Source organism: Brucella sp. 22210, from assembly GCF_052045675.1.
Taxonomy (GTDB): domain Bacteria; phylum Pseudomonadota; class Alphaproteobacteria; order Rhizobiales; family Rhizobiaceae; genus Brucella.
On record NZ_JBQEPD010000006.1, the window covers coordinates 102695 to 127783 of the forward strand.

Genomic DNA, 25089 nt, shown 5'->3' on the forward strand with positions numbered 1-25089 from the left:
ACGCATAGAATCTGATCTTGGGAGTTAGGCAAGACATGACGATAGATGGCAAACTGATCAGGGTTGGCGTCGACATTGGCGGAACCTTCACCGATGTGGCGATGGAGGTTGGTTCGACACTGCACTCAACCAAGGTTCTGACCGATTACGCGTTCCCTGAAAATGCGATTGTCAAAGCCATTCGCGAGGTTGCGGAAAAGGCCGGGATAGCGCTGAACCAGATCGATACGGTGATCCATGGCACCACTCTTGCGACAAACGCCCTGATCGAGCGTCGCGGTGCAAAAACGGCGCTCGTCACGACCAAAGGCTTTCGCGACGTGATCGAAATGCGCACCGAAAGCCGCTTCGAGCAATATGATCTTGATATTGTCCTCCCGGCCCCGTTGGTCGACCGTAGCGACCGTTTCGTCCTTGATGAGCGCATGGGAGCAAGCGGCGAAGTGCTCAAGCCTCTGGATGAGAGCGAGATGGAAGCGCTTTGCGATCGCATCATTGCGCAGGGCTATGAGAGCGTTGCTGTCGGCTTCATCCACTCCTACCTCAATGGTGAACATGAGCGTCGTTTCCGTGACCGACTGCTGGCCAGGAAGCCTGATCTGTCCGTCTCGATTTCATCGGAAGTCTCGCCGCAAATGCGCGAGTTTCAGCGCTTCAATACCGTCTGCGCCAATGCCTATGTCAAACCGTTGATGGCATCCTATCTCAATCGACTGGTTGGTCGTCTTCACGATGAAGGGCTTGTTGCACCGGTCTTTATGATCCACTCGGGCGGCGGCATTATCAGCGTCGACAGTGCAATTGAGTTTCCCGTTCGCTTGCTTGAATCCGGACCGGCTGGCGGCGCGATTTTCGCGGCCCACATTGCAGCCAACCACAAACTCGATCAGGTCGTATCCTACGACATGGGCGGCACCACCGCAAAAATCTGCCTGATTGAACAGCAGACACCGAAAACGTCGAAGACCTTCGAAGTGGCGCGTACCTATCGCTTCAAGAAGGGCAGCGGCATGCCGATCTCCATCCCGGTCATCGAGATGGTCGAGATTGGCGCGGGCGGCGGTTCAATTGCAACCGTCGATTCCATGCGTCAAATCCGCGTCGGTCCTCATAGCGCAGGTTCGGAACCGGGACCGGCTTGCTATGATCGGGGCGGGGTCAACCCAACCGTGACCGACGCCGATGTCATCCTTGGTCGCCTTGATCCCGACAGCTTTGCTGGTGGATCTATGAAACTGTCGCGGTCGGCATCCGAAAGCGCCATGGATGCAGATATTGGCAGCAAGCTGGGTTCAGATATCGCAACCTCGGCTTATGGTCTTAGCGAAGTTGTCGATGAAAACATGAGCAACGCCGCGCGTATGCATGCGGTGGAAAATGGCAAGGAGCTTTCCGAGTTCACCATGATCGCCTTTGGCGGCGCGGCTCCTGTTCATGCCGCGCGGCTTTGCGAAAAGCTTGGTGTCAACGATCTGCTGATCCCGCCTGGTGCCGGTGTCGGCTCTGCAATCGGCTTCCTGCGTGCGCCTTTTGGTTTTGAATCGGTCCGCAGCGCTTATAGCCGCATCAGCCGCTTCGACGCCAATGCGATCAATACTTTGATTGCCGAGCTGGTGCAGGAAGCAACCTCCTTCGTGCGCTCGGGCGCACCCAATGCCAATCCTTCGCTCGAATGCACCGCTTATATGCGCTATGTCGGTCAGGGATGGGAAGTGCCGGTCACCATCGAAGTTCGTGATTATACCCAAGCGGATGCCTCACTTTTCAGCTCGCTTTTCGATGAGTGCTACGAGCGCTTCTTCGGTCGCGTGATCGATGGGCTGGATGTCGAAATTGTCAGCTGGTCGCTGCGCGCCAGCGCAGATGCCGCCGCACCAACCCCTGCCAAACCTGTGACGAAACAATCAACCGCAACAGTATCCGGCCAGCGCAAGGTGTTCGACGTTCTCGAAGAGCGTTTCCTGGATGCAAGCGTGGTTGATCGCAGCGATATGAAACCGGGTGACTGGATCGCCGGGCCAGCGGTCATCACGGAACGCGAGACATCGACCATCGTGACCTCAAGCCGCGAAGCAATCATGCAGACCGATGGTTGCCTGTTGCTGCGCGCCAAGGCTGCCTGAAGGAGTTTACCCATGTCAGTGAAACCAATTTCCGATGTCCACATGCAAATCATGTGGAACCGCCTGATCTCGGTCGTCGAAGAACAGGCCGTAACGCTCATTCGTACAGCCTTCAGCACCAGTGTGCGTGAATCCGGCGATCTTTCAGCTGGCGTGTTCAATCGCGCCGGACAGATGATCGCGCAAGCCGTGACCGGCACGCCCGGCCATGTGAATGCGATGGCGGAAGCCGTTGGCCATTTCATCAACGATATAGGGCGGGAGAATATCTTCGAAGGTGATGTCTACATCACCAACGATCCATGGAAAGGCACCGGTCACCTGCACGATTTTACCGTCGTCTCGCCAAGCTTTCGCGATGGCGCGCTGACAGGCTTCTTCGCTTGCACCGCCCATGTGGTGGATGTGGGCGGACGTGGCTTTGGCCCCGATGCAAACGAAGTTTATGAAGAAGGCATCTTTGTGCCGATCATGAAATTCGCTGAACGCGGGGTGGTCAACAAAGATCTCGTGAACATTTTGCGCAACAATGTTCGCGAAAGCCATCAGGTCGTCGGCGACGTCTATTCCCTCGCCGCCTGCAACGAAATCGGTCATCGCCGTCTGATGGACATGATGGATGAGTTCCGACTCGACGATCTGGAAGAGCTGGCCGAATTTATCTTCAAACGTAGCTATGACGCGACGCTTGAGAAGCTGGCGGCATTGCCGCACGGCACTTATTCCAACGTGATGCGGGTTGACGGTTACGGCGATCCTATCGATATCGCGGTGCGGATCGATGTCCATGCCGATCACATACTTGCGGACTTCAACGGCACATCTGCGCCTAGCCCTAAAGGCATCAATTGTCCGCTGATTTATTCAGCTGCCTATGCCTGTTACGGCCTGAAATGCTCAATTGCGCCGGAAATCCCAAACAATCACGCATCGCTTCTCCCCTTCAAGGTGATTGCGCCGAAAGATTGCATCTTGAACGCGCAGCACCCTGCCCCCGTTTCGGTCCGCCACGTGCTCGGCCATCTGGTGCCCGATGCAGTGCTTGGTGCTGTCCATAAGTTGCTGCCCGGTCGAGTACCGGCGGAAGGCTCAGGCGCGCTTTGGAACCTTCATGTTAGTGCGCGTCCGCTTTCCGGCGAAAAGGCCCCAAAAGATGGAGGCCAGCGTGCCGAGGTTCTTCTGTTCAACAGCGGTGGAGCCGGTGCCCGGTCCCATCTCGACGGGCTGAGCGCCACCGCCTTTCCAAGTGGTGTTCATTCAATGTCCATCGAGGCGACGGAACATGTCGGCCCGGTTATTTTCTGGCGCAAGGAATTGCGCGATGGTTCCGGCGGCGCCGGAAAATTCCGAGGCGGGCTTGGTCAGGTTGTCGAGATTGCGCCGACTGACGGACATGAGATCTACTTCAATGCCATGTTCGATCGCATCAAACACCCGCCGCGCGGGCGTGAAGGTGGCGAGAACGGCGCGCCGGGCGCGGTCCTGCTCGATGATGGTTCGGTGCTCAACGCCAAGGGCCGTCAGCATGTCCCAGCAGGACGCAGGCTGATCCTGCAATTGCCGGGCGGCGGCGGCTATGGCGCTGCGGATGAACGGTGCCCGGATGCCAAACAGCGCGACAGAGAATTCGATTATGTCGTGAATGGTTGACCACCAGATCCTGTCAGAAGCCGCCGTTAGGGCGGCTTCTCCTTTTTCCCGATCCACAAACAAGAGCATTCCAATGCAATATGAAAATAGAAGATCGGCGGGCATCCAGTCATCGCCGAGCATGGCTGTTTCGATGGCCGCCAAAAAGCTGCGTGCCGAGGGGCGAGACATTATCGATCTGTCGCTGGGCGAGCCGGATTTTGAGCCGCCGCACCATGTTCTGGATGCTGCCTGCACAGCAGTCAAAGCTGGCGGTGTTCGTTACGGAGCAGCAGCTGGAACCGAAGCGCTTCGCGCCGCGATTATCGGCAAGTTCAAGCGTGACAATGATCTCGATTTTTCACCGGAAGAACTGACCGTTGCCAATGGCGCGAAACAGATCTTGTTCGATGCTTTCCTCGCCACCCTAGAACCGGGCGACGAAGTGGTTATCCCCACACCTTGCTGGGTTTCTTATGGCGATATCGTTTCCTTGCATGGCGGCACGCCGGTCTATGTTGAATGCGGACCACAAGATGATTTCAAACTGACGGTCCAACTACTGGAAAAGGCCATCACACCACGCACGCGCTGGCTGATGCTGAACTCACCATCCAATCCCACCGGCGCGATCTACAGCGCTGCGGAATATCAGGCGCTCGCGACAGCGCTGGAAAAACACCCTGGTATTCTCATCCTTTCCGATGAGATTTACGAGCACATCTTGCTACGCGACCATCCCTTCGTTTCCTTCGGCAGCGTCTGCTCGCAATTGCGGGAACGAACTCTCATCGTCAACGGTGTCTCAAAAGCCTACGCGATGACGGGCTGGCGAGTTGGCTATGCAGCAGGTCCAAAGGCGCTCATTGCAGCGATCAACAAGATGCAGTCGCAAAGCGTCACATCCGTTTGCAGCATTGCGCAGGCGGCCGCAAAAGCCGCACTCGATGGCGACCAGAGTTTCGTGCAGGAAGCAGCCCAGACGTTTCGCCGTCGCGCCGAGCTTGTCACAACCCATCTGTCTGAAATACCCAATATTGACTTCCGCCAGCCGGACGGCGCGTTTTATGCGTTCGTCGGTGTCAGCAGACTGATTGGCAAGACGACCCCCACAGGCGCGACGTTAGAAAGCGACACTGATGTTGCGGGATATCTGCTCAATGATTTTGGCGTATCCAGCGTACCTGGTATCGCTTTTGGCGCGCCCGGCTTCATCCGCTTGTCCATTGCCGCTTCTGAAGCAGAACTGACCAAGGCCTGTGAACGCCTGAAAAAAATGGCCGCGTCACTATAAACGCGGCCTTTATTGCATCATATAAAGAAACCGCGGGGCTGGACCCGCGGTTTTTCCTTTTTATCGCTCAAGCCGCCTGTTTGCGGCTGTACTTACCGATGAGAGCTTCGAGAAGGCCTTCTTCCTCTCTCGTCAGATCGCAAAGCGGAGAACGAACCTTCCCGGCCTTGAAGCCCTGAAGACGCACGCCTGCCTTGATGGCTGCCACGGCATAACCCTTCTGGCGGTTGCGAATTGCCATGAACGGATAGAAGAACTCGTTGAGAATCCGCTCACATGTGGCGCGTTCACCCGCCCTCAGCGCACGATAGAACTCCACCGCCAGACCAGGAACAAAGTTGAAAACGGCTGAAGAATAGGTCGTGAACCCGGCGCCCAGATAGGCTTCGGCGAAGAGTTCCGCCGTCGGCATCCCGCCCAGATAGGTCAGGCGATCCCCCATCTTGGCCGTAATCTGGCGAACGAGCCCGATATCACCCACACCATCCTTGAAACCGACAAGATTGGGGCACTCATCACACAAGCGAGCCAGCGTGTCGGCCTGAAGAACGGCATTATCACGATTATAGACCATGACGCCGATGCCAATCGACTGGCAGATGCGCTTGACATGTTCGTAGAGACCCTGCTGAGGCGCATCGATCAGATAATGTGGCAGAAGCAATATGCCGTCCGCTCCAGCCTTTTCAGCCGACTTGGCAATTTCAATCGCCATTTCCGTCCCATAGCCACAGCCCGAAACAATCGCTGTGCCGCTGTTGCCAACGGCCTCCTTTGCCGCAGACACGATGGCCGGAATTTCACTCGGACGCAGAGAAAAGAACTCGCCGGTGCCACCGGCGGCGAACAATACCGGTGCATCGAAGCCCGAAAGCCATTCTACATGGGCTTTATAGCTTTCCGGCGCAAACTGCCCCTCGGCATCGAAATGCGTTACCGGGAAGGAGAGCAATCCTGCTCCAAGCTTTTCCTTGATCTGCTGCGGTTCCATATGTTGACCCCTTTTTTGATGTCTGCATATGACCTAGCGCATTCAGATATTATATGTCAACAACTTATATTATAAGTTAGAGCGAACTTGTCTGAGAATGCTGCGGTATCGCATCTGGCTTCCCTTCAAATGCCGCCTCATTGCCGACCGTGCAGCCTCTTCATCACCATTGGAAATGGCCTCGATGATCTGGGAATGCTCATCATGAATACGCGCGATATAATCGGCTGAATTCGTATCTGACTGGGACTGTAAAGCCGCACGCGGAATAACACCGCTACCGATCATCGTCAGAAACTCGCGAAAGCGAGGATTGTTGGCCGCGTCAGCAATCGCCAGATGCAATGCGAAATCCGCCTCCGCTGTCGGGAGCCCAGCTTCCAGGCAAGTGAGTACTTGCCGATGGCAATTGATGATAGCCTCTTCCTGCTGGGGAGAGCGACGCAGCGCTGCAAGTCCTGCAGCCTCTACTTCTACGCCTGTGCGCAGCTCAAGCAGCTCAATAACCGATGAAACCCGGTCATAATCGAGGTTGTGAAATGGCAGAGCTTCAGCGGATTGCGCCTCAAGCACAAAAACCCCGGCTCCCTGTCGGGCCTCGACGAGCCCGTCGGCACGCAGGGCGGCCACCGCCTCGCGAATAACCGTGCGGCTAACCCCATAGGCTTCCGTCAGCTTTGCTTCGCTGGGCAGTTTCATTCCCGGCTTGAACTCACCGGACTGGATCAGTTTTTTTAGCTCGCCACTGACTTTGACAACGAGATTGCCCGCAGGACGGGCGGATGTTTCATTGCTTCTTGTTGTCATCATCGCGGTCCTGCACATTGTTTTCCGTAATCCTGTGGTAGCAGGCCCGCAGAGCGCTCACAAGTCAGGTGATACGAGTTATCAGTGTTATCGTCTATTTCGTTGTAATTTGTATGATAAGTTTAAGACGCCTCATGAAAACGCCGATCTGCGTGAAACAGACCGGCGTTTTGGTTTCAAAAGGCAGCGTTGGCTCAAGGCCAAGCCGCACCTGATCATTTCTTGGATTTGAATTCCTTTTGATAGACTTCGTCAGCCATCGTCCGCAATGCGCGCCCGATGGCTGCATATTCATACTCGTTGAGATTGGCGAGCGATGCGCGGCCAGCCGGTTGCTGCGTGCCAAAGCCAGTACCCGGCAAGAGAACGATGCCGGTTTCATCAGCAATCCGGAACAACAGCTCGGTCGGCGATATGTTCTTCTTCACCCAGGCAGCAAACTCGTCTCCATAGAGACGACGCGCAATGTCTTCCAGATCGAGCAAGGTGTAGTAATCGACCTCATTGCTATCGGTTTGCGGCGACAGGCCCAGTTCGCGATACAGTGCTGCCTCACGATTACGGATGAGCTTCTTCAGTTCGGCCTTATAGGCATCCTTTTCATCCATCAGACCGAACAGGGAGAACAGCACCATCTGGACCTGCTGCGGCGTGGAAAGACCCGCAGTGTGGTTGAGAGCGACGGTGCGGCTATCCGCGACAAGACGGTCAATGAATTTCAGCTTTGAAACATTGGGCACCAGCGACGAATAACGCTGGTCCAGTTCCTTTTTCGCCGAACCCGACAAGTCCTTCAGCTTTGCATCCAGAACATTGTCCTTCTGCATGGCGATTGCCCCCAGACGCCAGCCGGTCGCACCAAAATATTTCGAGAACGAATAAACGAGCATCGTGTTGTACGGGCATATTGCGAAGATCGATTTGAAATCGTCAGCGAATGTCCCGTAAACATCATCGGTCAGGATGATGAGATCGGGGCGCTTTTCCTTGACGATTTTGGCGATCTGGTCCAGCCCGCGTTGATCCACCTTCACCGATGGCGGGTTGCTCGGATTGATCAGGAAAAACACCTTGACCGATTTATCGAGCAGCTTGTTCAGCTCGGCCTCTGGATATTGCCAACCCTGTTTAGGGTCCGCATTGATATGCACCTCTTTGAGCCGATAATTATTCAGTTCCGGGATTTCGATATAGGGCGTGAAAGCGGGCATGCCGATGGCAACCGTATCGCCTTCGGCAAGAATCTTGTTCTGCTTTAGCGTATCGAAAATATAGGTCATGGCGGCGGTTCCGCCTTCAACTGCAAACAGATCGACCTTATCGGAGCTCATATAGCCACCGATCATTTCCCGGACGAGATAGTGCTTCACAATCTCTTCGCTGATTTTCAGCATGCGCGGCGGAACCGGATAGTTACAACCGAGAATGCCCTCCACCATTTCGTGCAGATATTCGGACGGCGAAAGCCCGAGCTGATCGCGCACGTAGGAAAGCGAACGTCCGAGGAACTGAACACCGGGCTGATCGCTATTGTCGGAAATAAAACGCTGGAACCGGCCTTCAATGCCTTCAATTTTCGGAAGTCCACCGACACCCGTTGAGAGATAGGAATAAGACAATTCCGCTTCTGCAACGGCAAACAGGCCCAGACGCAGAAATGCCCGGCGCGGTATAGTGGCCAGGAAGTTCGGATTGCCGCGACCGGCATTGAGCATGGCATGGTTTGCTTTGCTGGAGGCGAGTTCGATAAGGGCATCCTTCAGCTCAAACGGGCTCAGCTTGGCATATTTGCTATATTCATTCTTCGCCATGATCTATTCCTCAGGAAAACGCGACTACCAGTGGCCCGAGCAAGGTCAGGAACACGTTGGCAAGTGCATAGGTGATTGCGAAAGGGGTGGTTGGTATCGAGTTACCGGCTTTGTCCAATATCTCGCCAAAAGCCGGGTTTGCGCTGCGCGAACCGGACAGCGCACCGGCAAAGACGGCTACGTTGTCGTATTTGAGAACATAGCGGCCAAACAGCATGGTGATGATGAGCGGGAGAATGGTTACAACAATGCCGATCAGGAAAATAGACAGACCGCTGCTGACGATCGTCTGAACGGCCTGTAGCCCCGACTGGAGACCAACAACGGCCACGAAACCGGCAAGACCGAGATCGCGGAGAAGCGTCGAAGCTGCGGTTGGCATATTGCCGATAGCCATGTTGCGGCTGCGATACCAGCCGAACAGCAGACCTGACAAAAGGGCCCCGCCCCCGCTTCCGAGCGTCAACGGAATGGAGCCCAGACGAATGACAGCGAGACCGATCAAAAGACCGACAGCAATTCCAAGACCATGGAAGACAAAATCCGTCTTGTCGCTGACAACGATAACCGGCCCGATAGAGCTGGCAACGCGCTGCAAATCCTGATCCGTTCCGTAAAGGGAAACGACGTCGCCAGCAGCAATAACGGTCTCGGCTTTGAGTGGAAGTGGCTTATCGGCTCGCTTGACGCCGATCACGTAAATGCCGTGACGAAGTTCCGAGCTGATATGCTGCTTGATGTCTGCGACTGACTTGCCGACGAACTCCGGAGCGGTGATCGTCACATCACGTATAGCGACGATGACATCCATGCCATCGGATGATTGCAGCTCGGAGCCAACTTCATTGCCCAATGTGACAACGCCGGTGCGGCGTCCTACAATCAGCACGATATCATTGGCTTCCAGCTTCAAATCCGGTGACACACCGATGATCTTGTTTGCGCGTTTGACGCGCTCGACCGTGATGGAGTTGTCGATTGAGGTCTTGGCCTCGATTTCAGCGACGGTTTTTCCGGCAGCTTTGTCTACCTGATAGATACGCCCGACAAGGTCAGGCGCAGCCTCCTGTTCATTGGGGCCGAGCAACCGGATACCGGCCAACAGCTCCGCTTCCGCCTTGATAGCGTCGTCACGAATGGTCCGTCCCATGAATTTCGGCAACAGATTGACGCAAACGAGGATCGCGCCAAAAGACCCGAAAATATAGGTAACAGCGTACCCCACCGCGACATTGGCCTGTAATCGCTGAACTTCGTCGGCTGCAAGGCCAAGTTTCGAAATCGCCGAACTGGCGGTACCAATGATGGCTGACTGTGTCAGGCCCCCTGCGGCAATGCCGGCTGCAAGACCTTTGTCGAGGCCGAATATTCGCGCCAGGACAACAACCGTCACCAATCCGCTGATGGCCAGCACCGCGGCCATCGCAATCTCGCGAAGAGATTGACGCCCAAGCGACCGAAAGAATTGCGGGCCGCTTTCAAAACCGACAGCATAAATGAAAAGGGCGAAGAGCACTGCCTTCACCCCATTATCTATGTGAACGCCCACCTGGCTGATCACAACCGCCACGAGCAGCGAGCCAGCCACACCACCCAGCTGGAATTTCCCAAAATGTATTTTTCCCAGCGCGTAACCGCCAGCCAGAGATAGAAATAATGCTATCTCCGGTGACTGCTCAAATACGGACTGAAGCCACTGCATACTGCCCTCCAAGCCACAATCGGACAGGTAAGGAGAGTAGGGCGCAGTTGCTTTATGGCAAGCAAAGTTACCAAGAAAAATTAGAGTGCTATAAAATAAGCATACACGATGGCTAATCTCGATAGTTTTACGAGATTAAGGAAGAAATCTTTCGCAAGCTAACCATCAGAATAACGCACTCTGTTCCGAAAAGAACCAGTTGCAATATTTGTCGCGTTACAACCCTCGAGGTGACCGCCGCGAACAGCCACCAAAGCTGCTCACATGCTTATACATGGCAGCGACAGCTACTCGTTTATTTCAGGCACAACCAGCTTGGTGAGTTTGTGAAGCGAGTCTTGCCAGCCCAGATAGCAGGCTTCCGCAGGAATAATATCAGGCACGCCTTCCTGTGTGATGGTGACTTCCGTTCCGACAGAAACGGCTTTCAAAACAACCGTAACCTTCATCTCACCCGGCAGGTTCGCATCGTCGAATTTGTCCGTATAGACAAGACGCTCACCGGGCACGAATTCGAGATATGTCCCCCCAAAGCCGTGGCTATGGCCCGTCGTGAAATTGCGAAACGACATTTTGTGTCTGCCGCCAACCTTTGCATCCAGTTCGTGAACGGTGCAAAGATATCCATAGGGAGGCAACCAGCTCGCTATTGCGTCTGGCTCGATAAATGCCCGGAAAATCTTTTCAGGCTTTGCGGCAATGACACGATGCAGGCGAATTGTACTCGGCATGACTTCCTCCCATTGCTTGATTACTCCCGCTCGTGGATGACAACATTCCCGTTTCCGTCATCCACCACAGGAACCGCATCAAGTCCGTCCAGCCCGACCGACAGGCACGTGCCGCTCTCGGCGTCGAACATCGCATCGTGAGCTGTGCAGAGGAGACGCGTACCATCGGGCGAGAGTATCTCGTCTGACCGGTAGTTTAATGGGAGATATTGATGCGGACAAGCATTGACGAAACCGCGCACGATTCCGTCCCGCCTGATAAGAAGAAGTGGAAACTCCTTCCCATCACGACGCAGGACCAAACATTGTGTATGTCCGTCGGCTACGTCTGCCGACGGACATAGAACCGTACCGTTCTCAGGTGCTCCGGAATACGAGCGCCACGCGTCACTCATGCACGATTGCCAGCCAGTTGGCCGTTCTTGGATGTCGGCTGCACATTGCCCAACACGCCGCGCTGAATCTGATCTTCCTCAATGGACTCGAACAAAGCCTTGAAATTGCCCTCGCCGAAGCCGTCATCGCCCTTTCGTTGAATAAACTCGAAGAAAATCGGCCCGATTACGGTCTTTGAGAAAATCTGCAGAAGGATGCGCGTTTCGCCACCGCCCAGAACACCTTCGCCATCGATGAGGATTCCACGCTTCTTCAACTTGTCGAGCGGCTCATTGTGGTCTTTGACACGCGCCTTGGACTTATCATAATAGATGTCCGGAGGACCGGGCATGAATTCCAGACCCTGCGCCGCAATTGCATCCGTGCCGCCATAAATATCATTGCTGGCGATTGCAATATGCTGGATGCCCTCGCCCTTATATGCACGAAGATATTCTTCGATCTGGCTATGATCATCCGCACTTTCATTGATTGGAATGCGGATTTTCCCGTCAGGAGACGTCAGTGCGCGACTGCTCAGCCCGGTCATTTTCCCGGCAATATCGAAATAGCGGATCTCTCGGAAATTGAATGTGTCGTGGTAGAATTTGTACCAGGTGTTCATATTCCCGCGCACCACATTATGCGTGAGATGGTCGAGGTAGTAGAAGCCGAAACCCTCCGGTTTCGGATCGACTTCGCCAAGCCATTCGAACTCGGCTGAATAGCACGAACCATCGTCGCCATATGTATCCACGAAGTAAAGTAGCGAGCCGCCAATGCCAATGACGGCGGGAACATCGAGCGACTTGCCGTCGCCGCGATATTCTTCCGCACCCAGTTCCACTGCACGCCGGAGCGCATGGCCGGCATCCACCACACGCCATGCCATGGCAGGCGCACAGGGGCCGTGGTCTGCAACAAACGCCGCGGCATGGCTGTTGGGTTCACGGTTCAGAAGATAATTGATATCGCCCTGACGGTAGAGAACAATGTCCTTCTTGCGATGCTTGGCGACAGGTCGAAAACCCATCTGGCGGAACAGAATGTCGAGCTTTTCGGGCTCGGGATGCGCGAATTCGACAAACTCAAAGCCGTCCGTCCCGGCGGGATTTGTTTCGTTGATTTCGGCTTTCGGCGCGTCGTGCGGAAATGGTCCCATTTTGAATCCTCCTTATCGTGATTAAGAAGAATTCTATGAGAAGCATTGCGCGAAGTGCTTGCAATGTCGCGCGACCTCGGAGAAGATTTGCAAGAACTGTGAGCCTTAAGGACATTTCATGCACGAAATTACCCTGGATTCCTTTGATCGTGCAATTCTGCAAACGTTGCAGCGGGATGCATCATTGACCAATGCCGAGCTTTCCGAACTCGTCAATCTGTCCCAATCCCAATGCTCGCGTCGCCGCACGCGGTTGGAACAGGAAGGCATTATTCAAGGCTATTCTGCCCGTCTCGATGCCGCACGACTGGGGTACGGCCTGCGGGCTATCACACGCATCAATCTATCGACGCACAACGAACGTACCGATGAATCCTTTGTCAGCTTTCTCGCAAGACATGAAGAAGTGCGCGAAGCCTATTCGGTTTCGGGCGATGCGGATTATGTGCTGATCATCGTTGCCAAGGATCTTTCGGCCTTTGCTGATTTCATACATCTCGTGTTGCTGCCGCACCCGCAGGTCGCCCGCGTGCAATCGGAAATCGCCTTGCGCACGATGAAGTCCGAAATTGGCCTGCCTATCGGCTAGGCATGCCACGGTTGGCTGAGATCGGAGACATGCAGTCTAGACTTCACTCTCTATTCGCGACAGCAGGTCGAGCAGCAAGGGGCGCAACCGGCGGATTTCTTCGCGGTGGGTCAGGCTCAGTTCGGCCAATATTCTTTCCGCCTCCTCGGTCAGGGCGAGAACAGTTTGCCGTTTGTCGTCCATTCCCGGCAACCGTTTGAGAAGACCTAGCGCTTCAAGACGCGCAATCAATCCGCTGGCGCTATGAGGCTTCAAAACCAGATGTTCCGCAACATAACCGACCGTCGCCTTACCATCCGTTGCAGCACGAATGGCCAACAGCGCCTGATGCTGCTGCGGTGTCAGATTATACTCTCCGGCCTTGGTTTCACTGAAAGCCATGAAGTTTCGCAACGAATAGCGAAAATCCGCCAGCACCGCATAATCGTCATCAGTCATTCTTCTCGAAGTCATTTTTACCTTCTTGAATTATATCGCATTACGATATAATTCGCTTTCGATCTCATCAAGTCCGGAGCCATTATGTCCACGCCTTCAGCCATACCAAATCTTCCAAGATTGCGCGACCATACGACTGATCGCCGTACGTTGATGCTCGCGCTTGCAGCTATCGTGGTTGGCACAGGTGGGGCGTTCGGGGCATGGTTGCTGCTGAAACTCATTGCCCTTTCGACCAATCTTTTCTGGTTTGGCCGGTTTTCATTCGCCAGTTCCGAAATCATCGACAACCAGCTGGGCTGGCTGGCGCTTGTCATACCCGTTATCGGTAGTCTCATTATCGGGTTGATGGCGCGATATGGTTCGGAAAAAATCCGCGGGCACGGAATTCCGGAAGCGATTGAAGCGATCCTGTTTGGCGAGAGCCGTCTTTCGCTCAAAGTTGCGGTGTTGAAGCCGTTGTCTTCTGCAATCTCCATCGGCAGCGGTGGTCCGTTCGGTGCCGAGGGACCAATCATCATGACGGGCGGAGCCATCGGCTCTCTATTCGCACAGCTTTTTGAACTGAGTGCAGCGGAGCGCAAAACCCTGCTCGTCTCAGGCGCTACAGCAGGCATGACGGCGATATTCGGCACACCCATGGCAGCTATCCTGCTTGCATTGGAAGTATTGCTCTTCGAATGGAAGCCGCGCAGTTTCATACCCGTTGTCGTCGCCGTTCTGGTCTCAACAGCCTGGCGGCCCTTTCTGATCAGTTCAGGGCCGCTTTTCCCCTTCATGAGCCTCGACGCCAGCGGTGGAATGCCTCTTTTGTTTGCGCTGATCCTCGGCGCTATTGTCGGTATCCAGAGCGTGTTGCTCTCAACCGGCCTTTATCGCATTGAAGACATGTTTCACCGGCTGCCGGTTCACTGGATGTGGTGGCCAGCTCTTGGAGCGATTGCGGTCGGTATAGGTGGACTGATTGATCCGCATGTCCTTGGTGCGGGCTATGCCAGCATTCAGCAATTGCTGGATGGCTCAATGACGCTGAAGGCAATTGCATTACTGCTGGTGGTCAAGGCAGCGGTCTGGCTGATCGCGCTGGGGTCTGGCACTTCAGGCGGTGTGCTTGCACCGCTTCTTCTGCTCGGCGGCGCTCTGGGCGCATTGATTGGACAGTTCCTGCCCGGCGGCGCAGGTTTCTGGGCGATGATCGGCATGGCCGGGATATTGAGCGGCGCGATGAGGGCCCCGCTGACCAGTGCAATCTTTGCGGTTGAACTCACCGGCCATTTTGCCGCCTTGCCTGAGACAATTGCCGCTTCGGCCTCGGCCTATGCCGTCAGTGTGCTCATTCTCAATCGTTCAATTCTGACGGAGAAAATTGCGCGTCGGGGACGGCATATCTTGCAGGAATATTCCGTGGACCCCTTTGCATTCCTTCAGGCTGCACACGTGATGACGCCCAGCCCGGAATGCCTGTCGGGCAAGCAGTCGATTGATGCCACAATTGCATTCTTCACCAAAGACGCGCGTCACAGAGCCTATCCGGTGCTGGACGATGACGGGCGCTTGCTCGGTCTCGTTTCACGATCTGAAGTCTTGCAATGGCAGGTTTCGGGCGCTCCGGTAGCAACCTCGCTTGCTGAAACGCTCTCCGATGCCTCGCAGCCCACTGCCTTTACATCAACGCCGCTCGGTGAAGTTGCCGATCTTATGGTCATGAGCGGCATTCCACGCATCCCCATTCTCGACCCGCAATCCCATAAGGTGGTTGGTCTGGTCTCGCGGCAGGACCTGCTCAAAGCACGCATTCAACACAGCAATGTCGAGATGGTTCGTACCCGCTGAGAATTGGCAACGAGTAATCGCTACCTGTAAATTTCTGGCTTGTAGCGACTACCCAAACGATATCGATCACCGGCATAGATCAGCTTGTTGACGGTCGCGACCGTATCTCTGGTCCATGTACGGCGGTCGAGATGAAGGCAAGCCGCATCGACCTCAATTTGCAGCAAAGCTGCAATGTGGGCATCGGCAGTAACGGCGGAGATCACCTGTTCGACTTCCGTCATCGGTGTGCTCTTTTGCAGATAATCGTAGGTCGTGATGGTGCGGAAATCCTGCAATTCGTAGTCCTGCACCAGTTGCGTATTGACGAAGCGTTCTTCCAACTGCACGGGCACATTGTTTTCAAAATGCACGATGATTGAATGCGCAACAGCTATAGGGCTTTGCAGCTCAAAAGCATTCAACAGTGCCGCATCCGGCTGCACTATATCAAGCGCCACCACCTGCGCACGATGCGTGCCACCACGCGCCGCGATTTCATTGGCGATATTCACCACTTCGATCAATGTCGTTTCGGGCTTTGGTGGAGAGACAAACGTCCCAACCCCCTGAATACGCTTCAAAATGCCCTGATCGGTGAGTTCACGTAGCGCCCGATTGACGGTCATGCGGGAAATTCCGAGCGCATCGACAAGCTCATGCTCAGACGGGAGGCGAAAATTTCCAGGCCAACGTCCAGACCGGATATTTTCCAGAACCTGGGCTTTGACCTTTTCGTAAAGCGGCCCCGCCGTTTCGGGCAATTCCATCGCTGTTGCGTGATCACTATCCGATTTTCCGGTAGAGCCCATGATTAAACTACGCTCCTATCCGTATGATCGTTTTCAGACCCTCGGCCCGCCCTGCAAGCAAGCGGTCGTAAGCTTCTGGTACGTCATCAAGCGAAATTTCTCGATCAATCAATTCGACAAGCGATGCTTCTAGTTCGGGGAGCAAGGCCGCGATTTCCGCAAGTTCATCCTGATAGGCATGGCAGCCGATCAGACTGATTTCACGTTCGACCAGAACATTCGGATCAAGCTCAATCTTGCCGTGCGAAATCCCGACGAGCGCCAGAGAACCGCCACCTGACAGGACGTCGATTATCGCATTCAAAACGACAATATTGCCGGTCGCATCAATTGCGTACCGTAAAGTCTTTCCCGAAAGTGCCGCTTCCAACGCATTATTGTCGAGTTGAACACTGGTCGCGCCGGTTACCCTTGCAACAAGTTCTGCCCGCTGTTCATTACGGTCGCAGACCAGCACCGGCCCGTCGTGCAAGCGCGACAGCAACAGAGCAACAAGCCCGCCAATCGGTCCGCAACCGACAACCAGAACCGCCTCGCCTGACGGCACGCGCTGTTTGCGAATGGCGTGCAACGCAACCGAAAGCGGCTCGCCCATCGCGGCCACAACAGGGTTGATGTTGGCAGCATAGGGGACAAGCAAACGGGCAGGCAGCGCCGTCTCCTCGGCAAAACCGCCATCACAGACTTCACCGATAAATCCAAGCGTGGAACAGACATTGTGCCGACCGCTCGCACAGGCCGCGCACTCGCCGCACCAATATCTGGAATCGGCGATCACCGTATCGCCCGGCTTGAACTCGCTGACCCTGGCACCAATCTCGGTCACGACACCAGCAAATTCATGTCCAGCGACCGATGGCGAGCGGCTGATCCACTGTCCTGTCGAGAAGTTGTGCAGGTCAGAACCGCAAATTCCAGCCGCTGCCACTTTCAGTCGAACCCAGCCCGGTTCAAGTGCCGCTGGCGGGTCGATATTCTCGACCCGCAAATCCTTGGCCGCATAAAGCCGAACCGCTTTCATGGAACCCACCTTGTTCAGAGATAATCTTTACGGATTTCCGAAACGGCATTTTCATGAGAGGAAAAGCCCTCATAACGGGCAAGCGTGCGGGCATGCTTGGCGAATTCCGGATAGGCGGAAGCCGTCACATAACCGATGGAAGAGCGCTTCACGAAATCGGTGACGGAAAGCGGGCCATAGGTGCGCGCCCAGCGGCTGGTCGGTAGAACAGCATTGGGGCCAAGGCCGAAATTGCCGATAACGACTGGCGTATGCGGCCCCATCAGAATTTCGGCCGCCTCTGTGATGTGGCCAAGATGCGCAAACGGATCGGTCGAAAGCAGCTCCAGATGTTCCGGCGCGTAATCGTTGATAAAGCGATAGCTTTCCTCGACTGACGACGTCAGAACGATGCCGCCATATTTGCCGGTCAGCACAGTCTTGGAGAAGCCGACGCGCTGTTCCGTCATGCGTGCCCAATGATCGGGGAGAGCGGCAAGTGCTTCCTCAACCACGCGACGGCTATGCGTGACCAGCCAGGCTGATGAATCCGGGCCATGTTCGGCTTCGATCAGAAGGTCGAGCGCGGCAAGACCGCCCTTGACGGTATCGTCGGCAAAAATCACCGCTTCGGAAGGACCTGCGGGAAGACCCGGATCGATGACGCCACCCAGAAGGCGCTTTGCAGCGACAACCCACGGGCTGCCCGGACCAACGATCTTGAGCGCTGGCTTAACCGTCTCCGTGCCATAAGCAACCGCTGCAACAGCCTGTGCGCCGCCGACCTTATAGACCGTTTCCACACCAGCAAGACGTGCCGCGACAAGCGTTGCGGCATCAACCGAGCCATCTGGCGTCGGCGGGGTCACAATGGCCAGTTCCGGCACACCGGCGACGACAGCGGGAACGGCTGTCATCATGGTGACAGACGGAAATGCGCCTTTCCCGCGCGGAATATAAAGCGCCACAGAGCGGATCGGTGTGAAACGGTCACCAGCAAAAGCGCCAGGCCGCATTTCCTTCAGCCACATCGCTTCCGGCTTCTGCTCTTCGTGGAAATGACGGATATTGTCGATGCCAAACTGAATGGCTTCGATGACGTCTTTTTCGACCTTGTCGAAAGCCGCGTCAAACTCCGCCTCGGTTGCCTTGATATTCGCCGGATCAACGTCGGCCTTGTCCAGATCGCGCGCAAACCGCACCAGTGCAGCGTCGCCTTCCGTGCGCACCGCTTCGATGATCGGCTTTACTTTCTCGATAAAGCCGGAAAGATCTGTTTCCGAACGCTTCAGAAGCTCCGCACGTCCAGCATCATCCAGTTTTGCCAGTTCATGAAAGGTAACATCGGACATAGTCGGCTCCTTGCTTGCTGCCATGGGGACGCAGCTGGTCATTTCGATTTGAGGAAAATGTCGAGCCCGACCAACCGGTCGAGCAGGAAAATGGCAAACGCAGCGCAGGCGATGAAAACAACGGAGATCGCTGCAAGATCGGGTGTGATGATGGACCGGATCGAATTGTAAATCTGCACCGGCAGGGTGACGATTCGAGCATCAACCAACAGCAAGCTCACCAGAAACTCGTTAAGTGCGAGAATGAACATCAGCAATGAACCGCTGATCACACCCGGCACGACAACGGGCAGCGTGACAAAGAAAAATGTCGATATGGGCCCCGCCCCGCAATTGGCCGCCGCCAGCTCAAGATCGGCATCGAGATTGGCGGCGCTTGCCGTCACCGCCCAGATCATGAATGGGAGATTGATGACGCAGGCTGCAATTCCCACCGGCCACAGCTGACCCAAAATGCCTGCATGACCGAAGATCAGCATCAAACCGATGCCTGAACCGATCAGCGGGATCGTAAAGGGCAGAAGCAGATAGATCTGAATCGTCTTTTCAAAGCGAACCGCATATTTGGCCAGCGCGATACCGGCGAGCGTTCCGACAGGAATAGCCACGATGGTGCAGATGAAGGATACGTAGAGGGAACGCAGGAAAGCGTCCCAGAGGTCGCTCGTCCCGACGATCTTCTGATACCACTTCAGTGAAAATCCTTCCGGGGGAAAGGTGATCATATTGCCTGAGGTAAACGAGGCTCCCAGGACCACGATGGTCGGCGCCGAAAGCAAGACCAGTACGGCAATCACAAAGGTCCAGATGACAACAGACTTGGACAATGGAGCGGTCATTTGCGTGCCCTCCCCATGGCAAGTGTTCCAGCACCGAACAGCGTGAAAACGAGCCCGACAAGGATGGAGCCGACACCGACTAACAGCAGCGCCAATGTCGCGCCCAGTCCCTGATCGGAGGTGCGGAAGAACTGGTCATAAATCGCGTTGGCGATAAAATCCTGAGAGCCGCCGCCAAGGATTGCGGGAATAGCAAAATCGGTGAGCGACAGCGTCATGACCACAAGCCCCGCGCCAATCAGGCCGGGGCGCGCCATGGGTAGCACAACATGAGCAAATGTTCGCAGCCAGTTCGCGCCGAGCGAGCTTGCCGCCGCTTCCATTTCTTCCGGAATAGCGGTCAGCGCCGGGGCCAGCATCAGGACTGCAAAGGGCAGCATATATTGCACAAGTCCGAACAGCACCGCCGGGTAGTTATAAAGCAGGCGCAAAGGCGCAATACCGACGAGGCCAAGCGCCTCGTTTACCATGCCCTGATTGCCCAGAATGATGAGCCACCCATAAGCGCGCACCACCTGCCCGATGAAAAACGGCAGGAAAAGCGCGATCAGCAGAAATTTGCGTAGCGCCGCCGAAGGCGTTCTGACCATCAGATAAGCGTAAGGAAATGCCAGAACGAGCGTGAAAAAGGTCACGACGAGCGATCCCAGAAGACTGCGCCAGGCGACCGTCGCAAATAGGGATTCCATCAGAGCGCGCTTGTAGTTTGCAAGCGTATAATAGTCCGACATCAGGAAGGTCGACGTATCGAGCGTGCGCAGGCTGGTATCTGCGATCTGGATCAGACCCAGCACCAGCAATCCGACCAGAACAATCGCCGGAAGCAGCATCAGATAGGGCACAGCACGGTTAAACCGCGCGGGCCATAAAAAGGCTGCGATTGCTTCCAGCGCATCCATGATGCGCCATGTCATGGGATAGGCAGTGCGTGCCGCTCGCATGTTTCAATTCCTGAATATTTGCCTTGAGATATCGGGCATGGGATCGCCCAAAAAGGGCGATCCTTGTTGTTTAGAGGACTGGATCAGCCCTGCATGATCGCCTTGAACTTGGAGAACCACTCGCTCTCGTTCTCAACCTGTACCTTGGCCGAGATGCGGATGAGATGTTTGAAATCCTCTTCCGTCGTCGGATAAGCAGGATCGTTCACCAGATCGGCGGGTGGCGTCAGACCCGGAACCACGCCGGGCAAACCCAGACCATCGAGCCAGACCTGCTGTGCATCCTTGGTCAAGGCGAAGTTGACATATTCCTTGGCCCAGTAAAGCTCGTTTTCCGGCAGGCCCTTTGGAACCCAAAGACCATCGGTGTCGAATTTCGCGCCCTCTTCCGGAACGGTCCAGTCGATCTTGACGCCATTCTTCTGCGCTTCGCGCGCATTGGTGGAGATGGTGCAGGCCAGATCGATTTCGCCCTTCTGGAACCAGGTGGTGAAATCCGGATCTTCACCGAGAAGCGGCTGCTGCTGCTTCACCTTGGTGATGAAATCCCAGGCTGGCTGCATGTTGGCCGGGATGTCTTCGAGTTTGCCGCCACCGGCAACCTGCGCCGGGAAGTGGAAGCCGATGCCGTCATTGTAAAGCGCGATGCGTCCCTTGAACTTGGGATCAAGCAGCGCGTGCCACGACTTCGGTGGACCATCCGGAAAGGCTTCCGGACGATAGGCCAGCACATAGACATAGCCATAGGTATTGACGATCGGATAACCGTCGAGGCCGACCGGCTTGGCAAGATCGGTGGTGTTCTTGAGGTTGGACAGATCCGACAGGTCTTCCGTCACACCACGCAATGCCGACTTGGTCGCATTGGTCGTCGTATCCCAGTTGACATGGATCGGCGGAATGCGCTTCTGCGCCACCGCTGCCCAAAGCTTCGGCTGGATTTCGTTGTCTTCGGTCAGATCGTGGCGAATTGAAATGCCGGTCTTTGCGGTGAAGGGGTCGGAAACGCCCGCTTTCAGCGAGTCCACCCAGCTACCGCCCCAGGCGCGAACGATCAGTTCTTTCGGCTTTGCAGGCTCTTCTGCAAAGGCGCGCGACAGGCCGAGCGACGTGGTTCCGGCTGCTGCTGCCAGAGCGCCTGCGCTTTGCAGGAAGCGGCGGCGGTCGAGTATCAAAAAGGGCTTCTTCAGAGCGCTCATAATGTTCTCTCCTCTAGGGTTTTGTCTGTAATCTGGTGTTCAGTTCATGCTGCAAAAACGATGAGATCGCGGGCATTCCAGCCAATGGGAACGGTCGCCCCCTCTTCAAACTGGCTGTGTCCGACAGGATCGTGATCAAACACGCGCATCAAGGCGTTTCCCAATGCCGGCACGCGCAATTCATATACAATGCGCTCACCTTCAAAAATCGCGTCGGTCACCACGCCTTCGAGTTTCGTATCAAGCCCTGCACCGCTTTCAGCGTTAGCACCAATACGGATTTGTTCAGCACGAATGGCACAAGAAACGGTATTGCCTGCTGCAACAGGCTTGTGACCATCAACCGCGACACCAGCAAGCTTTGGCCCGGCATCAACCTGCACAACGATGCCGTCGACGGAGGAAGCCTTACCGGTGATGAAATTGGTCACACCGATGAAGTTCGCGACAAAAGCGTTGGACGGATTGCGATAGGTTTCTGATGGTCGCGCCATCTGTTGTATTTCGCCGCCATCCATAACGATGATCTCATCCGACACGACCAGAGCTTCACGCTGATCGTGGGTAACGTTGATGGTCGTCACGCCGAGTTCGCGCTGGATGCGGCGAAATTCAAGCTGCATTTCTTCACGAAGCTTGCGATCAAGCGCGGCCAGCGGTTCATCGAGCAGAAGAAGATCAGGTTCAAAGACAAGCGCGCGTGCAATGGCGACACGCTGTTGCTGACCACCGGAAAGTTCATGAACACGCCTGTTGCCCAAACCGCCAAGACGAACCAGATCGAGATAGCGCTCGACCCGCTCGGGAATGGTCCGAGCATCAAACCGGCGCATCTTGAGTGGAAAGGCGACGTTTTGTGCTGCCGTCATGTGCGGAAACAAGGCGAGTTTCTGAAACACCATGCCGATGGAACGCTTGTGCGACGGGACCGCACTGACAGCCTGACCATTGATGAAGATTTCGCCGACACTTGGACGCTGGAAACCGGCAATCAGCCGCAGCAAAGTCGTCTTGCCTGAACCGGATGGCCCGAGAATAGTCAGGAAACGCCCCTGTTCGAGATCAAATGAAGCCGATCGGACGGCATGGAAACCGTTATAGATCATGCTGACATTCTTGGCCGAGACGGCAGCCGGTCCGTTCTTGGCAGTAGGGCCAGTTCCGTTTCCGGTGGTTTTCATCGATGTTTCCCGTTTCATTCAGAAGCGTTTGAAAACGCCAGATAGAATTGTCTCAAATCGTGTTTCTAAGCGTCGAAACACTTAAATCGATGCCAGATAGCCGCCATCGATTGGAATAACCTGCCCCGTCACATAAGCCGAAGCTTTGCTCGCCAGGAACACCACGGCGCCTGCAACGTCTTCCATTCGGCCAAACCGACCTTGCGGAATCTTATCCAGCATGGATTTTTGCCACTCGTCGTTCTCATAGAAGACGTCCGTCATTGATGTGCGGAAATAGCCAGGTGCGATGCCGTTGACCCGAATGCCGTGCGGGGCCCATTCCGTTGCAAGCGCATGCGTCATGCCCATGAGGCCGGATTTCGACGAACCATAAGGCGCGGCCGTCGGCACGCCGACATAAGAGGTGAGTGAACAAAGATTGATGATTGCGCCGCTGCTTTTGGTATGCGTCATGTGACGCGCGGCAGCCTGTGCGCAGAAGAATGCGCCCTTCAGATTGGTCGACACAATGCGATCCCAAAGCGCTTCATCGACATCGAGCGAAGGCCGTATTTCTTCGTAACCGGCATTATTGACGAGAATATCGAGACCGCCCAGTTCTACGGCGGCCCGCGCAGTCACGTCAGCACAAGCATCAACATCGCGCACATCAAGAGAGAGCGGCACGCAGACGCGCCCAAGGGCCGCGATACGAGAAGCCGTTTCGGTCAGATCGTTGGACTTGCGCGCTGTTATGGCGACGTCGGCCCCCGCCGATGCCAGTGCTTCGGCAATAGCCTGTCCCAGACCCCGGCTTGCACCAGTGACCAGCGCCTTACGCCCGCTAAGGTCGAAAAGCGATAAACCCTGCATCATGTTCCCCTATGGACCTTGCCTGAACAAACATCGCCAGAACTTCTAATCATTCTGCGAGTAATGTTTAGCAATTTTTTATGGTCTCCCCGACATAAAGGCATCTTTTTAGCAACTTGTCTATACATATATATACAAAATAAGAGTTTAGTCTTAGAACTCTCTTTATGAAGGACGCGCCCCATCCAAGAGCGCGCCATCAGAGGAGAACGCAAATGGCCAATGATGAAGCACCGCTTAGCAATCTGATTCGTCCGGAAATACGTGCGCTTAGCCCCTATAATGCGGGACTGACGATTGCCGAAGTTGAAGACCGATATCACCCCGCGCAGATCGCAAAACTCGGCTCAAACGAGAATCCATTAGGTCCATCCCCAAAGATAAAAGAGCTATTTGCCTCGGTGCATGATTTGCTGCGGCTCTATCCAGATCCTTCTGGCCGGGCGTTAGCGCTGGAGATAGCACGAGAATTTCAGTGGCCCGAAGATCAGGTCATTTTGGGCAATGGATCAGAAGATCTGATCGGGGTGATCTGCCGTTCTGTTCTTCGCCCGGGCGATCGCGTCGTGACGCTTTATCCGTCCTTTCCTTTGCATGAAGACTATTCAACCTTGATGGGCGCAACCGTCGAGCGGGTCGAAGTCACGCAATCGCTGGAAGTGGATGTCGACGCATTGGTGACAGCAGTCGCGGAAGGCCCTCGCCTTGTCATGTTCGCAAATCCGCTCAATCCGGTAGGAAGCTGGCTTGATCCCGAAGCCCTGCAACGAGTCATAGAAGCTGTCGCGCCAGACACCTTGCTTGTGCTGGATGAGGCCTATGCGGAATATGCGGCAGGCGATGATTATCCGTCGGCCATCGACCTGCTGCGCAATACCGGTCTCAACTGGGTGGTGCTTCGGACCTTCTCCAAAGCTTACGGGCTGGCAGGCGCACGCCTTGGCTTTGGCCTTACGAGCAATAGCGCATTGCGCGGATATCTCGACCGCGCACGCACACCCTTCAATGCCAATGCGATTGCGCAGGCGACTGGGTTGATTGCTCGTCGTGACACCGAACATCTTGCATCAGGCGTAGCACTTGCATTGCGCGAACGGGATCGGGTGGCAGAATTTCTCACGACGCGGAAAGTTCGGTTCGCCCCCTCGAAAGGCAATTTCCTGTTCATCGACGTGAAGTCGGACTCCGTCACTTTTGCCGAGAAGCTTTTACAAGACGGGGTTATCGTCAAGCCTTGGAAGCAGCAGGGTTACACGAACTTTATTCGCGTCAGCATCGGTAGCCCGGAAGAAAACGACCACTTCATACAATCGTTTGATCGGATATGTCCGACCGGCTGATCTGTCTGATACAACCTGAAAGATAAACGCCAAACAGGCGCCCTGAACTCAGAGCGCCTGCTTGCATAACTTCTCAGTGTCACCGCATAGGATGGCAGGTTACGAG

At 55.2% G+C, this 25089-nt stretch carries 22 protein-coding genes; 6 read left to right on the top strand and 16 right to left on the bottom strand.

Translation table 11 applies throughout. The features are described 5' to 3' along the window. The first annotated feature begins 35 nt into the window (after positions 1-35). The 3 genes from ACTJKP_RS10360 (at position 36) to ACTJKP_RS10370 (ending at position 5046) form a co-directional block, all read left to right on the top strand. Positions 36-2123, top strand: coding sequence for a hydantoinase/oxoprolinase family protein (locus ACTJKP_RS10360; RefSeq protein ID WP_440630569.1), 2088 nt, complete (start codon positions 36-38; stop codon positions 2121-2123). A gap of 12 nt (positions 2124-2135) precedes the next feature. Further along, positions 2136-3773 carry a hydantoinase B/oxoprolinase family protein gene (locus ACTJKP_RS10365; RefSeq protein WP_440630570.1) on the top strand — a complete coding sequence of 546 codons (1638 nt, stop codon included), beginning with the start codon at positions 2136-2138 and terminating at the stop codon, positions 3771-3773. 73 nt (positions 3774-3846) lie between these two features. Next, the gene (locus tag ACTJKP_RS10370) at positions 3847-5046 is read left to right on the top strand and encodes a pyridoxal phosphate-dependent aminotransferase (RefSeq protein WP_440630571.1); all 1200 of its coding nucleotides are present in this window, start codon (positions 3847-3849) and stop codon (positions 5044-5046) included. A gap of 67 nt (positions 5047-5113) precedes the next feature. Here ACTJKP_RS10370 and kdgD read toward each other — a convergent pair whose 3' ends face one another. From kdgD to hppD, 7 genes are all read right to left on the bottom strand, one after another. Continuing rightward, positions 5114-6037: a 5-dehydro-4-deoxyglucarate dehydratase gene (kdgD, locus tag ACTJKP_RS10375; protein WP_440630572.1), complete on the bottom strand. Its 924-nt coding sequence runs from the start codon at positions 6035-6037 to the stop codon at positions 5114-5116. A 69-nt stretch (positions 6038-6106) separates the two neighbouring features. Next, positions 6107-6844 carry a FadR/GntR family transcriptional regulator gene (locus ACTJKP_RS10380; RefSeq protein ID WP_440630573.1) on the bottom strand — a complete coding sequence of 246 codons (738 nt, stop codon included), beginning with the start codon at positions 6842-6844 and terminating at the stop codon, positions 6107-6109. Positions 6845-7059: 215 nt separating this feature from the next. Beyond that, entirely contained in the window at positions 7060-8655 is a 1596-nt protein-coding gene (locus ACTJKP_RS10385; protein ID WP_440630574.1) for a bifunctional aspartate transaminase/aspartate 4-decarboxylase, read from the bottom strand. Between the two features lie 10 nt (positions 8656-8665). Continuing rightward, entirely contained in the window at positions 8666-10357 is a 1692-nt protein-coding gene (gene aspT, locus ACTJKP_RS10390; RefSeq protein ID WP_440630575.1) for an aspartate-alanine antiporter, read from the bottom strand. A gap of 287 nt (positions 10358-10644) precedes the next feature. Then, positions 10645-11088, bottom strand: a complete 444-nt coding sequence (locus ACTJKP_RS10395) for an SRPBCC family protein (protein WP_440630576.1) — start codon at positions 11086-11088, stop codon at positions 10645-10647. 20 nt (positions 11089-11108) lie between these two features. Further along, positions 11109-11483, bottom strand: coding sequence for a Rieske (2Fe-2S) protein (locus tag ACTJKP_RS10400; RefSeq protein ID WP_440630577.1), 375 nt, complete (start codon positions 11481-11483; stop codon positions 11109-11111). After that, positions 11480-12625, bottom strand: coding sequence for a 4-hydroxyphenylpyruvate dioxygenase (gene hppD, locus ACTJKP_RS10405; RefSeq protein WP_440630578.1), 1146 nt, complete (start codon positions 12623-12625; stop codon positions 11480-11482). Before hppD ends, ACTJKP_RS10400 begins: the two co-directional genes overlap by 4 nt. 118 nt (positions 12626-12743) lie before the next feature. On the opposite strand from hppD, the gene ACTJKP_RS10410 reads away from it, so the two are divergent. After that, positions 12744-13214, top strand: coding sequence for an Lrp/AsnC family transcriptional regulator (locus ACTJKP_RS10410; RefSeq protein ID WP_078337189.1), 471 nt, complete (start codon positions 12744-12746; stop codon positions 13212-13214). A 36-nt stretch (positions 13215-13250) separates the two neighbouring features. Here ACTJKP_RS10410 and ACTJKP_RS10415 read toward each other — a convergent pair whose 3' ends face one another. Beyond that, positions 13251-13667: a MarR family winged helix-turn-helix transcriptional regulator gene (locus ACTJKP_RS10415; RefSeq protein ID WP_440630579.1), complete on the bottom strand. Its 417-nt coding sequence runs from the start codon at positions 13665-13667 to the stop codon at positions 13251-13253. Between the two features lie 69 nt (positions 13668-13736). Here ACTJKP_RS10415 and ACTJKP_RS10420 point away from each other — a divergent pair, with 69 nt between their 5' ends. After that, positions 13737-15485: a chloride channel protein gene (locus ACTJKP_RS10420; protein ID WP_440630580.1), complete on the top strand. Its 1749-nt coding sequence runs from the start codon at positions 13737-13739 to the stop codon at positions 15483-15485. A gap of 20 nt (positions 15486-15505) precedes the next feature. Here the strand turns inward: ACTJKP_RS10420 and hutC are convergent, their stop codons facing one another. The 8 genes from hutC to ACTJKP_RS10460 form a co-directional block, all read right to left on the bottom strand. Then, positions 15506-16276 (bottom strand): histidine utilization repressor, encoded by a 771-nt coding sequence (gene hutC, locus ACTJKP_RS10425; RefSeq protein WP_440630581.1) that lies wholly within the window; start codon positions 16274-16276, stop codon positions 15506-15508. Positions 16277-16283: 7 nt separating this feature from the next. Next, positions 16284-17297: a zinc-dependent alcohol dehydrogenase gene (locus tag ACTJKP_RS10430; RefSeq protein ID WP_440630582.1), complete on the bottom strand. Its 1014-nt coding sequence runs from the start codon at positions 17295-17297 to the stop codon at positions 16284-16286. Positions 17298-17311: 14 nt separating this feature from the next. Beyond that, positions 17312-18628: a histidinol dehydrogenase gene (hisD, locus tag ACTJKP_RS10435; protein WP_078337481.1), complete on the bottom strand. Its 1317-nt coding sequence runs from the start codon at positions 18626-18628 to the stop codon at positions 17312-17314. 38 nt (positions 18629-18666) lie between these two features. Further along, the gene (locus ACTJKP_RS10440) at positions 18667-19467 is read right to left on the bottom strand and encodes an ABC transporter permease (protein WP_113534202.1); all 801 of its coding nucleotides are present in this window, start codon (positions 19465-19467) and stop codon (positions 18667-18669) included. Next, positions 19464-20408 (bottom strand): ABC transporter permease, encoded by a 945-nt coding sequence (locus ACTJKP_RS10445; RefSeq protein WP_440630583.1) that lies wholly within the window; start codon positions 20406-20408, stop codon positions 19464-19466. The genes ACTJKP_RS10440 and ACTJKP_RS10445 overlap by 4 nt, the downstream gene beginning before the upstream one ends. 83 nt (positions 20409-20491) lie before the next feature. Further along, complete coding sequence (locus tag ACTJKP_RS10450) at positions 20492-21607, bottom strand: ABC transporter substrate-binding protein (protein ID WP_440630584.1); 1116 nt, start codon at positions 21605-21607, stop codon at positions 20492-20494. Between the two features lie 44 nt (positions 21608-21651). Next, positions 21652-22788 (bottom strand): ABC transporter ATP-binding protein, encoded by a 1137-nt coding sequence (locus ACTJKP_RS10455; protein WP_440630585.1) that lies wholly within the window; start codon positions 22786-22788, stop codon positions 21652-21654. Between the two features lie 81 nt (positions 22789-22869). Further along, positions 22870-23643, bottom strand: coding sequence for an SDR family NAD(P)-dependent oxidoreductase (locus ACTJKP_RS10460; RefSeq protein WP_440630586.1), 774 nt, complete (start codon positions 23641-23643; stop codon positions 22870-22872). A gap of 215 nt (positions 23644-23858) precedes the next feature. Between ACTJKP_RS10460 and ACTJKP_RS10465 the strand changes: the two genes are divergently transcribed. Further along, the gene (locus ACTJKP_RS10465; protein ID WP_440630587.1) at positions 23859-24983 is read left to right on the top strand and encodes a histidinol-phosphate transaminase; all 1125 of its coding nucleotides are present in this window, start codon (positions 23859-23861) and stop codon (positions 24981-24983) included. Positions 24984-25089: the final 106 nt, after the last annotated feature.